Here is a 13,102-nt window from a genome sequence, read left to right as displayed (position 1 = left end):
GGGTGGCAGTGGGGGTGGGTGTTGCGATCGCTGGAGCATCAGGACTCGCCGCTACCGTAGCGCTGGAGTTGGGAGATGGCGTTGGGGTTGCCTGGGTTTGCTGTTCAGGGCGCTCCTCCAACCATTCATACAATCCCCAACCTGCTAGCAGCACCAGCAAGCTTATCCCGGTTCCACCAATGATTCCCCGTCTGAACTGGCGTTTCTCGCGGGTGCTTTTACCGGAACCCACCTTCGGCATGATTGCCTTGGCTGCTTGCGATCGCCCAAACTGCCAGTCTTCAGAAAACCGTTTGAACGGGTTGGATTTCTTTAAGGTAACTTGCTCAGACCACAGCAACTGGCTATCGGGATCGCGGTTGATTTCGTCTAGCCACAACAACTGCTGCTCTCGCACAATACGGCTGTTAATGCTAACGCGATGGATATTGCGCGGTTGAATGGACTCTAGAATCTGGCGAATTTGCGGTACTAACGTTGGTTGCTCTAGCTGCTCTGGTCTGGGTGCTTCGCACAAGAGTTGTAAAATGCCATCAGAGAGAATGGCTCTGGTTCTTACACCCGAGTCAGCCAATTTCTGATTCAAAATTTGTATAATCGCTGACACGCTGCCCTGACGGGCTTGATGGGCGATATCATCTATCGGATCTACCATTGTTGGCTCAGCAATAAGCTGGTAGGGAACCCTGACTCTGAGGCTGTTAACCTCAACACAGGCATGGATGTCTTTAAAGAAGATACCCCACCTTGAGGATAGTTCTACACAATCAGCCGTTCAGAAACGTTTATAGCCATGAGATTATAGATGAATTGTGCCCACTTTAAAGCAACTTTAGATTTTGTGATGGTTGTGAGCCAGTTTCTGCACTTTCAGCCTTACCCATCTACCTGCTTCAAGTGCCGACCGTTGCCAGATGTTGCGAGTCGTTAAAACGACGAATTTGCCATAGATCGGTATTAAATCGGCTGTAGTCAAGATTTTGCCACCGCGATCGCTCCAACCAAAATTCGAACAACGCCGTGTTTTTGGAGTGGAAACGCCAGGAGCGATCGCTGCCCAACAACTCTGCAACCAAATGTTGCAAAATCCAACTATGGGTCATGATCAAGATCTGCTCTCCGTTGTGATGGCGCTCCACTACCGTTTGCATAAACTGACGGGCGCGAGCGCGAGCATCGGGCAGCGATTCTGCTTCGGGAATTTGCATCCAGTCAAGCGTTCTCTCTAGTTCGGCGCACAACTCTGGATATTGGGTTTTGGCTTCTGCCCAGGTTAATCCTTGAAAGACCCCGTTTTGGAATTCCTTCAGCTCGTCTGCATAGTGAACCTGGATCGATCGCGGAGCAGATTGAGCCGCTAAAACATCGAGCGGAGCCGATACTTCACCATCGACTAAGTCACTCACCATCGCAGGTAGCGGCTCTGCCAAAAAATGCGATAGCAAAATCTCTGTCGTTTGAACGGCTCGTTTAAGCGGACTGCTATAAATACAGGTTGGATGCCACGATTCTGCTAGCAACCGCTGCGCCAGTTTCTCGGCCTGACTTCTGCCTTCGTTTGAAAGCTCAAATTCGCCATGCCCCTGCATTCGCTTCTGCTGGTTGCCAGTGGACTGGGCATGACGAACAAAGAGTAGCTTCAACACCTGCATAGCTGCTTAGCTGTCGCTACTTTGCGACGATTTGAAGGGCGATTTCTTCTTCTTTGCTTTCTGCTTCTCGTACTCCAGCTCTTTGAGCTTCTTCATGATGCGGTTGAAGTAATCCTGCATGTAGGATTCTAATGTGGTGATTTCCTTGGGGCTAATGTCGAACACAGCATAGGTTTCTTCCATGGAAGCGGCCAAAGGCTTACCGGATGCAATCACCTCTGTAAAGGCAAGGCGATCGGCCATGTTCCAACTCCATTGAAAGAATCGAGCCACCCGACGAATGCCTCGCAGTAGACCAATGGGCATTCGGGTTACCTTTGCCTCTCGACCAGAGAGCCGTTCACACAGGCGGATGATTTCGTAGGCTTCCCAGGGACGTGACCCTACCACTGGAAACGATCGCTGTTCGGTTTCAGGGATTTTTAGCGCTTGCACCGCAAATTTAGCAATATCTTGCGTGTCCATATAGGCGATCGGTGAAGTGGCTCCCATCACCCACACGGCTTGCTTTTCCAGAATCGGAATTGCATATTGACCAATTAACCCTTGCAAAAAGCCGCAAGGACGCAAAATGGTGTATTTCAAGCCCGATTCAGCCAGGTACTGTTCAACACAGTGCTTGATTTCCATTAAAGGCACATCTGGATATTTCTCGGCATCCAAAATCGAGAAGAAAATGAAGCGATCGATTCCTGCCGCTTTGGTTGCCTGTATGAGAGAAACTTTTCCGTCCCAATCTACTTGCTTAATGCTAAACGAATCGGTGGGTCGGGTTGTAGCGGTGTCAATCACCGCATCTACGCCGGCTAGTGCCGGGGGCAACGTAGAAGGGTCGCAGAGATCGCCCTGAACCAGTTCTGCGCCCCATTCCTTAAGGAATGCTCCTTTTCTGAAGCTTCGCACCAGACAACGCACCTCGTATCCCTCATCCAGGGCGCGACGAGTCACTTGCCTTCCCAAGGTACCGGTGGCACCTGTAATTAGTACTTTCATGAGGGATTCCGTAACAAACCTTTAACTTTTTCTAAGATATATCAGAAACCGATTATTCCATAGCAGCGCTTTAAGAATGATTTACGCTGATTGGCTGAAAAAAACTGATAAAAGGCTTAATATTTCGTGGTCTGGCAGGATTTTATGGCTGGCGAACTGCTTTTTCGTGCAGCGGACGGCAAAATTGCTACGCTAAAAGTAACTCGACTCCAGCGTTGTTCCGTTAAAGCTAAAGCCCGCTCCCTTTAGATCATTCCCTAGATCATATAGATCCATAGCCATCATGTCTGGTTCTGACCCCATCGCTCCCTCTACTCATGCGGCCTCTCCCACGGCAGACCGCGATTTGAATTGTACGATTCAACATCCTGTTGATTTGAACAATGTTCGCCAGTTACACCAAACGATTTTAAGTGTAGAAAAATCGCAGCGAATGGCTGAATTTTTCTCACTGTTAGGTGATGCCAATCGACTCAGGATTGTGTCTGCGCTGGCTCGTCAAGAACTGTGCGTTTGCGATCTGGCCGCGATCGTCAAAATGAGCGAGTCTGCCGTTTCTCATCAGCTTCGAGCGCTGCGATCGCTTCGCCTGGTGAGCTATCGCAAGCAGGGACGCAACGTGTTTTACTATCTCAAAGATAGCCACGTGTTGAATCTCTATCGAGCGGTGGCTGAACATTTAGACGAACCTGAAGATTGACTTTACCGACAACCTCTTCATTTACAACAGCGTTCAGGAGTCGAACATCAGACTGCAACTGTTGCAGTCTAATGCCCAAGTCTATGTTCGGTTTATTCTTCGCCGCCTTGAAGCCTGAGCAGGAGAAAGCCCAGGCTCAGCCCAACAAGAATGAGGGTTGAAGATAGGATTGCTGCGTTAAAAAGTTCGCCGTTCATGTATAAAATGCTCCTTTTGTGCCTGGATGACCGAACAAAGTGGATTAAAGGTGGATGAGAGATCGGTTTGCCAGCGCTCACGCGTGCCAGACTTCGTTGGTTGAAGCGCACCTATGAGCGATCGCCGGATAACCACCCGATTAAACCTGCATAAAGTATTTTAAAGCAGTTTTGCGATGTAATTGTCTCAACCCCCGCTTCACTGTGAATATGGTGTTGTAAATATGGTTAACGCTCATCCTCGACTTGCGATCGCCCTTGGAGATTCGGCAGGTATTGGGTCAGAGGTCGTGCTTAAAGCCCTTGCCGATCCGGCTATCCTCCGCGCCTGCCAGCCCACGTTGATTGGCAGTCGAACCTTACTAATTCAAACCTATCAGCAGATGGCGAAGCCAGGATCTAACCTTGCTGATCCTGAGCAGCTATCGATCATGGATATATCCGATCGCCATCTGGAACAACAGGTTCGTTTGGGAATTGGTAATGCGGCCAGTGGTGCGATCAGTTTTCGCGCGTTGGAACAGGCCATCGCCCAAACGCTGGCTGGTGAATTTGATGCCATTGTGACGGCTCCGATTTCTAAAGCGGCCTGGAACATGGCCGGCCACCATTACCCCGGACAAACGGAACTGTTAGCCGAACGGGCAGGCGCAACTCGGTTTGGCATGTTGTTTGTGGCGCGATCGCCCCATACCGGATGGACACTGCGTACTTTGCTGGCTACCACTCACATTCCTCTGCGTCAGGTGCCAGATGCACTCACCCCATCCTTACTAACCACAAAGCTAGACCTGTTGGTGGACTGTATGCGGCGCGATTTTGGGATTGCCGCACCCCGAATTGCGGTGTCTGGCTTAAATCCCCACAGCGGCGAGCAGGGGCAGTTGGGGCATGAGGAACAAGACTGGATGGTTGATTGGATTCAAGAGATGGGCGATCGCCTGCCCCATGTGAGTTTAGAAGGGCCGGTGCCGCCCGATACGCTGTGGGTTGCTCCTGGGTTGGCCTGGTATGGCAGCAACAGCAGCACCGCCTCGCCCCAGGCTCACGATGCCTATCTGGCGCTTTATCATGACCAGGGTTTAATTCCAGTCAAGCTGATGGCGTTTGACCGAGCCGTTAATACAACAATTGGGTTACCGTTTATCCGCACTTCGCCAGATCACGGCACCGCGTTTGGCATCGCGGGACAGGGGATTGCGGATGCAAGCAGTATGAACGCTGCAATTGACCTGGCGATCGCCCAAGCCAGCCAGCGAATTGAGCAAGCCGCGATCGCTGGTTGATGTGCTCTATCTCTGTAGCGCCCTATCTTTGTAGCGCCCTATCGTCTTGGGGTGGCTATTGATTGCACTGTGGGAGAGCAAAGCCATACGTTCTGCTGCAAAAGGCGGTTTGAATCAGCACGGCAAACTGCAACTTGAAAACAAATCTAAAAAATGTTGTTGATTTTAATGCAAGCGCATAGAAGGGGCTTACCCTGAAGGGAGCAACCTCGCCAACCCGTCCAACGAAGCATCTAACTAATGACAGATTGCTCTTGCAACCTTTAGCGGCGATCGAGGACTGTATCAACCAAAATAGCGTCAGGGCATTGGCTTTAGCGTTTTCTAAGGTTTCCACATTGGCGAAAATAGTTAAAGTTTGATGACTTTCGCAATATTTGTTAATATGCCAGTAAAGCGTTTAGTCTGAAAATAAAAAAAGTTCAGTATCCTCCACTACAAAGTTTTACCCAAGTCACAAACCATCTGGACTTAATCAGTAGACTTCCCCACTACACGTTTTACTTTACGCAACAAAAATCCGATACATAGAGGGTGAATCATGATTCAATCTATTCAAGACTGCCTGAGCCTCATTCAGGATGAAGCTCGTCAACTGGTGCAAAAGGGAGTGGTTAGCCGTCAGCAGCCTATCTATTCTCTCTGCAAGTTCATCCCTGCCCGTGAATGGGCCATGATTGAGGTTGAACTCGAAAGAAGCGATTACCTGCTTCGAGATCGGATCGGCGACTTGCTTGGACGAGAAGACTGGGAAAACGATTAGTGGAACTGAGGACTTTAGAACCAGGTAAAGTCCTCAGTTTCAAGGCGTTTAAGCCACAAGGTGATGCTTTTAAAGAGCCGTTAGCTGGCTTGATCTTGTTCGCGGAGTTTTTCTAACTCGGTTCGGATAGCAGCAATCTGAGCTGTTAGCTCCTGGAGTTCTAGCTGAACATCTGAGGCGGGTGGAGCAGAAACAGAAACCGCCGTTGTATCTGGTGAGGCAGGCGAAGTCGTTGCATAATCTGCTGAACTGCTCTGGGAAGCGCGCTGCTTTAGAATGGTGTCAACAAAATTGCGCGCTTCTTGCTCGGTCATTTCTCCTTTGGCCGCCCACTCTTCGGCAAGCTGGCTAAATTCAAGCCTCAACTTCGTTAAATTTTCATCTCGCCGCTGGGGGTCTTGCAACACCTCGATCAGGGATGCAGTTGCGCCTAACGTAACACGAAAGCTTTTTTGTACGAGTTCTAAAGCAGTATCGGTATTCATTGTAGCTACGTAAAAGACGTCAAGTTAACATTGAAGATTGCCTAGATTCTAAGCTGTCAACCAGGCGATCGCAATTCGCCAGAAGAATCAGACGAAACAAATGCGATCGCGCCAGTTAACCCTCCTGTTCTAAAAACAAATTGATATCTTCGATCAGGCGGGTGAGTTCCGCTTCGGTGTTGAGCCGAATCCGATCGTCTCTCAGGGTAATCAATACCTTGGCTGCAAAGGGACTGGCCCAAATGTTTGGGTTACAAAACACCTCTAGAAAAATGTCCCCCGTGTGTTGATATTCCATTGAGCGTTTGGGTTGAGGTCTGGTGCTGCCTGAGGTTCCCTGGGCTGCTGTTGCTTTGAGGCTAGCCATTAAAGTGGCGATCGCTGCCTGAAGGTCGCGTGCCGCTTCAGGAGTAAAGCTGAAAGAAACAGAGCCTTCGACCAGATTCAGCTTAAATTGTGAAGGCATAACGGTTTACTATCGTGAGCGGTTCTAAGGACTGTCCTCATCCTACCGAGCCGAGGGACACTGTCGTTACCCATCCCCTTCAAACTTAAAGTGGTGTGATACATCAGACGGGTGACAGGAGAGTGGTTGAAGCGGCGATCGCGGCGGGGGAGCTAGTCTCGCACCCCAACAGCCTCGCGTTTGCGAGTGGGCTTCTGCCGAAACACAGTCTTAGACAGATTTCCCAGCCCTCCAGTCCAGCGAGAGTCGTGGAGCAGCAGGTAAAAACACGGGATAATGAACAGGGTTAACACGGTTGCTAGCGATAGCCCTGAAAACACAACAATTCCCAACGGTTGCAAAAACTCGCCCCCCTCTCCCAGACCCATTGCCAGGGGAAACATACCCAAAACGGTGGTGATCGTGGTCATCAAAATTGGGCGAAGGCGTTGCGGTGCAGCTTGCAAGATGGCAATACGGCGATCGACTTGCTGCTGCTCGCGAATCTGATTTGCCAGCTCTACCATGATGATGGCGTTATTGACGACAATTCCAACCAGCAACACGGCACCCACAATCACAGTTGCGCCAATGGCAGTTTGTGTGATGAATAAGCCCCAAATGCCGCCCGCCAGCGCCAGCGGAATGGTAAACATAATCACCAGTGGGTCAACAAGCGAGTTATATTGCACGGCCATTACCACAAAGACCAGGAAGGCGGCTAGCCCACCCAGGATCGGCAATGCAGATTGAATTTCTCGGTTGCTTTCGGCAGATGCACTGGGCAGTCGGCTCACACCTCTGGGTAATTCGATTCCCTGCACAATGCGATCGACTTCAGCCAGTGCTTCCCCTAAATTTGCGCCTTCAGTCAGGCTGCCAGCAATAATAAACACCTGGCGTTGATTAATTCGCTGAATCTCTCCAGGGGCTTCACCTTCCTCAATTTGAGCCACGTCGCTGAGCCGAATTAACTGATTGGTTTCAGTAAATAGCGGCAGTTGGGCGAGTTGAGAGGGGCGGCGAATGGCTTCATTATCCAGCTCGACTCGCACATCCACCAGGCGGTTGCCTCGTTGAAGTTGGGTTGGCGTTGAGCCTGCCAGTGCCGTCTCCAGGGTGTCCCCAATGTCGCGAATATTAAGGCCAACATCGGCAGCCCTCTCTGGGTTCAGCCGAATTTGTACCTCAGGCTGGCGACGATCGGCATCGGGTCGAAAACTCGCCAGGGTTGATTGCGCTTCTAGAGCTTGCAAAACTTGCTCTCCAGCCTGTGCCAGCGTATCTGCATCCTCACCTTGCAGCAGCACGTCCACTTCGGCTCCGCGCACGGGTGAGTTATTCAAAATCAAGCCTCGGACTTCGCCCGGACTGAGCCGCAAACGCACGTCCACCAGATTTAAGCGCTCAAACTCGCGGCTGACCCGCGACACATAGGCTTCCACATCCGTTCCCGGTTCCAGCGTAATGGTGCTCGACCCTCGCAACGGGTTTTCACTGGTATTGGTACCAAACAGGGCACCCCCGGCGGTTGAAAAGGCATACTCTGTTTCTGGCTGCGATCGCAAAATGTCGTCTACTGCTGCCATCACCCTCCGGTTGTCGTCCAGCGTGGTTCCTGGCGGAAACTGAGCAAATAATCGCGCCTGCCCGGTGTTAATTCGAGGCAAAATCTCCTGAGGAATACGACCCAGCATGAGCAGGCTACTGCCACCCAGCAGCAGAAAGGCCAGCAGAATAACAATGATTCGCCGTCGCAAAACGCGATCGAGCAGAGACGTATAGTGTCGGGTTGCGGCATCAAACCGTCGATTGAACGCTTGCAGCAGCCAGAACTCTCCGACTCGGCTCGACATGGGGATCGCCAACAGCCGGGAGGTCATCATCGGCACTACTGTAATGGCCACCAAAATTGAGGCGGCCACGGCAAAGCTTACGGTCAAAATTAGCTCATTGAACAGCAGCGCCAAGAACCCGCCAATGAGTAGAAACGGCAACACCGCTACCAGGTTGGTAGACGTTGATGCCACTAACGCCGATTCAACGGACTGACTGCTCTGCACCGATTGTTCAATTAACTGACGCGAGGTTAACCGGGTTTGGCTGTCTTTACCGGGAGTCATGCCAGCGCCAGAGGCAATAGTCTCCAGCATGACGATCGAGTTATCGACGACAATACCCACCCCCAACGCCAGCCCACCCAGGCTAAAGACGTTGATGGTTAAGCCAAACAGGTTCATGAAAATAATGGCAGTCAGTGTTGCCAGCGGAATCGCCAGCACGATAATGAGAGTTTGGCGAATGGAACCGAGGAACAGTAGAACGGCGATCGCTGCCAGTCCGGCACCCGTTAAACCCGCCGTGGTGACATTAGAAATCGCGTTGTTAATAAAAACCGACTCGTCCAGCGTTGAAATTAAATCCATGTCCTCTGGAATCAACCCTGACTGCCGCAGTTCCTCGATTCGACGTTTCACGCCATCAACCACTTCAATTGTGTTGGCGTCGGGCTGCTTTTGCACGCTAACTTTAACAGCGGATTGACCGTTCAGGGTGACAAAAATTCGCTGATCCTGCGTGCCATCAACCACTTCAGCAAAATCACGCAGATAAACCCGACGGGTGGCAGAATCAGAGGCCGTCGCATTCAAGGGAGCCTCATCTTGCCCCGCCGCAGAACCTACTGCGAACGACAAATTGCTGATTTCTTGGGCATCTTGAAAGCGCCCCACGGCACGAGTGAGCTGTTCTGAGGTATCCCCTAAAAGGCGACCTCCAGAAACATCTTGATTCGTTTCTTGTAGTTCACTTAAAACATCATTTAGCCCAATGCCAAGCGCCTGGAGACGAGCCAGGTCAACCACAACCCGAACCTCTTCGGCAATGCCGCCAGATACATCAACGGCAGCAACCCCCTGAACCACGCTTAATTCACGGCCTAATTCTTCATCGGCAAAGACGCGCAAATCAACCGGTTCTAGAGAGGGAGAGGTTAAGGCCAGTTCATAGACTGGCTGCTGGGATGGGTCTACCTTAAACAGGCGAGGCTCTTCCACCGTCTCTGGTAGCGTGCTGCGTGCCCGGTTGAAGGCTGCGGTCGCCTCATTTAGTGCCTGGTCAATGTTGCCACCGGGACGAAAAAACAGGTCTACACTCACCTGTCCTTCGCGGGTTTGAGAATAAACCTGAACCACTCCTTCGGTTGCCGAAAGCGCTTCTTCTAGAGGGCGAGTTATCTCATCGACGGCGACTTCGGGCGAAACGCCAGGAGCGTCGAGCCGAACTCCAATGCGCGGATAGGTGATGGAGGGCAACAAATCAACCTGAAGATTGAAAATAAAGAAGACCCCAATCACAATCATGGCCAGGGTCAACATTAAAGTGCCAATATGCTGCTGAATGGCTAGGGCACTGATGCTGAACCCGGTTTTTGCTGTGTTCTGCACGATCGCTGCTCTCCCTGGATAAACGGACTATGGACAGATATATGGACAGAACAGGTGGTTTGTTAAAAAATATTGAGAAATAATAATATGTATAACGCAAATAAAAGCGTTACTCCTCTCTCAATGGTGAGGGTTGACCGACAGAGGCTAGACAAATCAGAGCGATCGCGCCTCTGCCACCCGAAGTAATAGCGAACAGCCAGGGTTCCAAACTGGATACTCTGTACTGACCGTGATTGTAAACAGTGTTAACCGTGGCTCACATTACCCAAGTGGACAAACTTGAGCCATTAAGCTAATCATTTTGCCGTTCCACTTTTCCCGTATTGCGAACCTTGACCACCTTACCGAGCAGGTCATACCAAAACGATGCGCCCATCGAGAGCGCAATGCCAGTAATAAACCACCCGAGCACCTGACGCAGGAACGGAATGCCCCACCCGATTCCTTCTACACGTTGCTGTTCTAAATTGATGGCGTTCCATCCCAGCGGGAGCGGCAGCGTCTCTAATGTGCCATCAACGGCATCTCTTACTGTTTCTAAATCCGTTTGCAGGCTTCTGGTTGTGGCTGTTTGTTCGCTGGGGCTAAGTGGGGAGGCTGTGTCTGGTAATGCACCGGGTGGACGGGCAGGAGCTAGCACCTGGGTTGAGTCGGCGATCGCCTGATTAGCCGCCTGGGTAATGCTAGAACGAATAGCCGAATCCCGAGAGAGGCGATTGACGATATGAAACGTATCAGAGTTGGTTCCTGCCGCAATGAGAAAGCCAATGATGATTCCGATACCTTTGGCGTTGCGCCGATAAACCCCGCTGGCGCGTTCCATGGAGCGATCGAACCAGGTGGCAAATTCGTGTTCAAGGTGGCGCACGCCATCGTCTAAGCCAGTGGCTTTGGCCTGTGCCTGTTCTGCGAGCGCTAGCAAGTTGCGAATCAGTTGCGGCGGAATGGCCAAATTGTTCTGCCGAATACGGGCAACCATCTCGGCAATGTCGAGCGGTAGATTTCGCAGGTCACTTTGGCTGATGACTAATGACAATACCTCAACAATGGTGGGTTCTAAGCTGCGAACAGAGAGTGCCTGTCGTAAATAAGGTAATCGTTGCCGAATGATGGTTTGGCAGTGATGGTTATCGCTTAAGGATAGTTCTGTGTTGTCGATAAATCCCACCAGTTGTTGAGTGGCTAAATCGATGCTGCTCGATAGCGACGTTCTGCCTCTCATAAAGTCATTCACGATGGTGTTTAAACTGCGCTTCAAGGCAGCCAATTCGTTTTCTAATAGCGATTCATCTCCAAGGCTATATCGCAATGCATCCAGAATATCTTGCACTAAAATTAGCTTCTCTTCACCAAATTGACGAATCGTCCACTCACTAAATTTTTGGCTCAATGCGTCAATCTCAAGCTGCTGCATTAGCGCTACTGAAAACGTTTCTGACGGAATGTAGGAAGGGCCACTACGCTGACTGCCAAATACATTGCGAGTGCCTGAAAGCGTCCGGTACAAATCACCAATAGTTTGACCAATTCGCCGAAAGAACCGCGCAAATCGTCCTCTGGCCTCTTGATTCAAGGATTGAATCAGTGGACTCCTGTACAGCTCATTAGTGAACGTTCGGTCAGTAGAACTTGTTTCACTGTTTCCCGAAAAGAGAACTTCAATTGATTTTTTAAGATGCTCGGCTCTCCACTGCAATAAAGTTGTAATAATTTCTTGAACTTCTGACGCTAACAAACTGAGAGTTAAATAAATAAAAATAGTCCCTATAGCAATGTCGATAACTAAGGGTAGAGCCATCCTCAAATTACTCCGGCAGTTGACAGATGCTCAAAACCGTAGCATATTCGCTGCATCATAATATACTGGCAGCTTGCACCGTTCACCCTTGACTTGCTTTTCTTTGATGCCAGGTCAGAAAGTGATGCATAGACTGAATTGCCAATCCTTCTCTGTGAACTGTGGTGTACACCCAGGTGATTGGTTTGACGGTTGTGGCTTTTTTGTCTCTTTAAATTCCCAAAATCCGGAAGACAAGGTTCGTAAGCTTTTGTTACCAGTTAGGGTAGGGGAGCTAACACTCTGATGTAACACCAGGATTGTTTTCCGGGAGGATTGTGTAGCAACTCGCGGATATTTGCTTCGATAACTCGATCGCCCACGTTGCCGTTGAGTCTTTGCCATCCTTCATTAATTGATTTCATGAGATCCAAATACCTCTTGAACATTATTGGCTAGCAACGGTTTGCCATTCCTGCACCAACGAAGGCGGAATAGATAGACGAATACCTTCTCCCTCCGTTGTGGGCAATATCAATTTCAAAGGAATCTCGGCTGGTAATTCTGGTAGCAATGGCTGAAGGTCATACTGTCCTACGTTAGGTTCAGGACGATCGCGCTCTGTAAATGCAGTGCTGGACGTATCAGCCGCCGTTAGTGTTTTGCCCAGTGAGTTGGTTAGCGTCAAGGACTGCGATCGCTCGATTGCGGCTACACCAGGGAAGCCCACCAGCCTTAGCTCAACCTTGGTTTGACCGTTGGAATAAATACGTTTGAAGGCAATAGTCTGCCAGCTATTACCATGCTGATCTTTGAGGGTTTGGCGAGATTGATAAACGATTTGTCCCGGTGCTTCTTCTAGCCGTCTAATGGCAGCAGCGGCAGCGGAGGGATGCAATAGTTCTAATCCCAGGACAACACCCAGTATGAGTGCCCCCAGCAACAGCAATTTGGAAAAGAGTCTTCGTAAACGACATCCCATTACAATTCCTCTGGATAATTCACAACGTTCTTACAGCAGTTCTCAATTGAGTAAGCCACAGTCTTGCCAAGATGGGGGTGTAGGGTTTGGTGTGTGGTAAATGCAAACGAAAATGGCTGTAAAGCCTGTCGCAGTTCCTGCTTGCATAGTGCGGCCAGAATTTGCAGCCAGGTAGATGGAGCCAAAATTTTGAACCGACATTGCAAGACCTCTAGTTCGCAGGATTGAAGACAATTTTCATATCACTGGATTCACTAGAGGATGAGATGGCAATGGACGCCGAGGCATCGCCCTCCTTTAATCGTATATTACTATACTACTATAAAGTTATATTGCTTATAAAAAGGCGGTTGACGCAGTCGTACAATGTATC

13 protein-coding genes are annotated in these 13,102 nt (G+C 50.2%); 3 read left to right on the top strand and 10 right to left on the bottom strand.

Annotated features, from left to right (window positions below):
* The 3 genes from IQ268_RS14555 to IQ268_RS14545 all read right to left on the bottom strand — a co-directional run.
* Positions 1 to 655, bottom strand: a 655-nt coding sequence (locus IQ268_RS14555) for a hypothetical protein (protein ID WP_193880102.1), incomplete at its 3' end; no start/stop codon positions are given.
* A gap of 238 nt (positions 656 to 893) precedes the next feature.
* Entirely contained in the window at positions 894 to 1,652 is a 759-nt protein-coding gene (locus tag IQ268_RS14550; protein WP_193880099.1) for a histidine phosphatase family protein, read from the bottom strand.
* A 6-nt stretch (positions 1,653 to 1,658) separates the two neighbouring features.
* The gene (locus IQ268_RS14545; RefSeq protein WP_193880096.1) at positions 1,659 to 2,645 is read right to left on the bottom strand and encodes an SDR family oxidoreductase; all 987 of its coding nucleotides are present in this window, start codon (positions 2,643 to 2,645) and stop codon (positions 1,659 to 1,661) included.
* A 283-nt stretch (positions 2,646 to 2,928) separates the two neighbouring features.
* On the opposite strand from IQ268_RS14545, the gene IQ268_RS14540 reads away from it, so the two are divergent.
* Positions 2,929 to 3,345 (top strand): helix-turn-helix transcriptional regulator, encoded by a 417-nt coding sequence (locus IQ268_RS14540; RefSeq protein WP_193880094.1) that lies wholly within the window; start codon positions 2,929 to 2,931, stop codon positions 3,343 to 3,345.
* Between the two features lie 92 nt (positions 3,346 to 3,437).
* On the opposite strand, the gene IQ268_RS14535 is transcribed toward IQ268_RS14540, so the two are convergent.
* The gene (locus IQ268_RS14535; protein WP_193880091.1) at positions 3,438 to 3,542 is read right to left on the bottom strand and encodes a PetM family cytochrome b6-f complex subunit 7; all 105 of its coding nucleotides are present in this window, start codon (positions 3,540 to 3,542) and stop codon (positions 3,438 to 3,440) included.
* Positions 3,543 to 3,766: 224 nt separating this feature from the next.
* Here IQ268_RS14535 and pdxA point away from each other — a divergent pair, with 224 nt between their 5' ends.
* Together pdxA and IQ268_RS14525 are read left to right on the top strand one after the other, a co-directional pair.
* The gene (gene pdxA, locus IQ268_RS14530; protein WP_193880087.1) at positions 3,767 to 4,828 is read left to right on the top strand and encodes a 4-hydroxythreonine-4-phosphate dehydrogenase PdxA; all 1,062 of its coding nucleotides are present in this window, start codon (positions 3,767 to 3,769) and stop codon (positions 4,826 to 4,828) included.
* Positions 4,829 to 5,369: 541 nt separating this feature from the next.
* Positions 5,370 to 5,591 carry a DUF4327 family protein gene (locus IQ268_RS14525; protein WP_193880084.1) on the top strand — a complete coding sequence of 74 codons (222 nt, stop codon included), beginning with the start codon at positions 5,370 to 5,372 and terminating at the stop codon, positions 5,589 to 5,591.
* Between the two features lie 80 nt (positions 5,592 to 5,671).
* Here IQ268_RS14525 and IQ268_RS14520 read toward each other — a convergent pair whose 3' ends face one another.
* The 6 genes from IQ268_RS14520 to IQ268_RS14495 form a co-directional block, all read right to left on the bottom strand.
* On the bottom strand, positions 5,672 to 6,076 hold the full coding sequence (locus IQ268_RS14520; protein ID WP_193880081.1) for a hypothetical protein: 405 nt from the start codon (positions 6,074 to 6,076) through the stop codon (positions 5,672 to 5,674).
* Positions 6,077 to 6,191: 115 nt separating this feature from the next.
* Positions 6,192 to 6,542 (bottom strand): hypothetical protein, encoded by a 351-nt coding sequence (locus IQ268_RS14515; protein WP_193880078.1) that lies wholly within the window; start codon positions 6,540 to 6,542, stop codon positions 6,192 to 6,194.
* Between the two features lie 152 nt (positions 6,543 to 6,694).
* Positions 6,695 to 9,967, bottom strand: coding sequence for an efflux RND transporter permease subunit (locus tag IQ268_RS14510; protein ID WP_193880076.1), 3,273 nt, complete (start codon positions 9,965 to 9,967; stop codon positions 6,695 to 6,697).
* A gap of 295 nt (positions 9,968 to 10,262) precedes the next feature.
* Entirely contained in the window at positions 10,263 to 11,768 is a 1,506-nt protein-coding gene (locus IQ268_RS14505; protein ID WP_193880073.1) for a hypothetical protein, read from the bottom strand.
* A 260-nt stretch (positions 11,769 to 12,028) separates the two neighbouring features.
* Positions 12,029 to 12,172, bottom strand: a complete 144-nt coding sequence (locus tag IQ268_RS14500) for a hypothetical protein (protein ID WP_193880118.1) — start codon at positions 12,170 to 12,172, stop codon at positions 12,029 to 12,031.
* Between the two features lie 23 nt (positions 12,173 to 12,195).
* Positions 12,196 to 12,729 carry a DUF3122 domain-containing protein gene (locus IQ268_RS14495; protein WP_193880070.1) on the bottom strand — a complete coding sequence of 178 codons (534 nt, stop codon included), beginning with the start codon at positions 12,727 to 12,729 and terminating at the stop codon, positions 12,196 to 12,198.
* Positions 12,730 to 13,102 lie beyond the last annotated feature (373 nt).

The sequence above is a fragment of the Oculatella sp. LEGE 06141 genome (assembly GCF_015207605.1).
Lineage (GTDB): Bacteria > Cyanobacteriota > Cyanobacteriia > Elainellales > Elainellaceae > Oculatella.
The sequence above is the reverse complement of the archived record's forward strand: the minus strand, read 5'-3'. Positions and strand labels throughout refer to the sequence as shown.

What these genes read in the sequence shown, in the direction of transcription:
- IQ268_RS14495 (WP_193880070.1), bottom strand. Translation starts at nt 12,729, where the DNA reads ATGGGATGTCGTTTACGAAGACTCTTTTCCAAATTGCTGTTGCTGGGG.
- IQ268_RS14505 (WP_193880073.1), bottom strand. Translation starts at nt 11,768, where the DNA reads ATGGCTCTACCCTTAGTTATCGACATTGCTATAGGGACTATTTTTATT.
- IQ268_RS14545 (WP_193880096.1), bottom strand. Translation starts at nt 2,645, where the DNA reads ATGAAAGTACTAATTACAGGTGCCACCGGTACCTTGGGAAGGCAAGTG.
- IQ268_RS14550 (WP_193880099.1), bottom strand. Translation starts at nt 1,652, where the DNA reads ATGCAGGTGTTGAAGCTACTCTTTGTTCGTCATGCCCAGTCCACTGGC.
- IQ268_RS14540 (WP_193880094.1), top strand. Translation starts at nt 2,929, where the DNA reads ATGTCTGGTTCTGACCCCATCGCTCCCTCTACTCATGCGGCCTCTCCC.
- pdxA (WP_193880087.1), top strand. Translation starts at nt 3,767, where the DNA reads ATGGTTAACGCTCATCCTCGACTTGCGATCGCCCTTGGAGATTCGGCA.
- IQ268_RS14535 (WP_193880091.1), bottom strand. Translation starts at nt 3,542, where the DNA reads ATGAACGGCGAACTTTTTAACGCAGCAATCCTATCTTCAACCCTCATT.
- IQ268_RS14500 (WP_193880118.1), bottom strand. Translation starts at nt 12,172, where the DNA reads ATGAAATCAATTAATGAAGGATGGCAAAGACTCAACGGCAACGTGGGC.
- IQ268_RS14515 (WP_193880078.1), bottom strand. Translation starts at nt 6,542, where the DNA reads ATGCCTTCACAATTTAAGCTGAATCTGGTCGAAGGCTCTGTTTCTTTC.
- IQ268_RS14520 (WP_193880081.1), bottom strand. Translation starts at nt 6,076, where the DNA reads ATGAATACCGATACTGCTTTAGAACTCGTACAAAAAAGCTTTCGTGTT.
- IQ268_RS14525 (WP_193880084.1), top strand. Translation starts at nt 5,370, where the DNA reads ATGATTCAATCTATTCAAGACTGCCTGAGCCTCATTCAGGATGAAGCT.